Source organism: Wolbachia endosymbiont of Tuta absoluta (assembly GCF_059414725.1).
The window spans coordinates 1-699 of the sequence record NZ_JBNRJY010000548.1 but is presented as its reverse complement, the minus strand read 5'-3'; the positions used below and the strand labels follow the sequence as shown (position 1 = coordinate 699).

At 43.2% G+C, this 699-nt stretch carries 1 rRNA gene; it reads right to left on the bottom strand.

The features are described 5' to 3' along the window. Window positions 1–269: 269 nt before the first annotated feature. A 16S ribosomal RNA gene (locus ACJ5GX_RS06090) occupies window positions 270–699 on the bottom strand; the annotation flags it as partial.

Sequence of the window (699 nt, the reverse complement as noted above, 5' to 3'; positions counted from 1 at the left end):
TATTGCTGAGAAGTGGTTTAACTTAGCAGTGTATGGTTTAGATATATCATGTGAGATAAGAAATTCCTATGTCGATGATTGGCCGTTTGGGCCTTTTGATGATATGGCTGCTATCAGCGAAACATTTGATTTTTACTTGGTGGGAGATATGGGAGGCGATGAGCCATTTCGTCCCATTCTTTTTTGCAAGCAGAGCGAAATCGTGGAACACCTCAAAATTCATCCCGCATTCGTGGGGAAATGCCACTATTTCAGCCGTGAGGAATATTTAAAAGATCGATCCAGCCGCACCTTCCGATACGGCTACCTTGTTACGACTTCACCCCAGTCACGAACCCCGCCGTGGTAAGCGCCCTCCTTACGGTTAGGCTACCTACTTCTGGCGAGACCCGCTCCCATGGTGTGACGGGCGGTGTGTACAAGACCCGGGAACGTATTCACCGTGACATTCTGATCGATCCTATGCAGTTGCGAACACTATTTTATTTTATTTTATCTATAGTCTACTAAAATGATCTGAAAATCAACTATGTACAATTATTAATGTCAACTGTCTATTCTTACCTTTATTTTATGCACTACACTCTTCTTCCCCGTGATTTCTCATCTACCCAAAGGTGGTCTGGTAGATTTCGCTTTCCGCGATAAGGCCGTCTTTGCGCATTTTTACTTTAAGTTTTCTTGTTATTCATTTGTGTT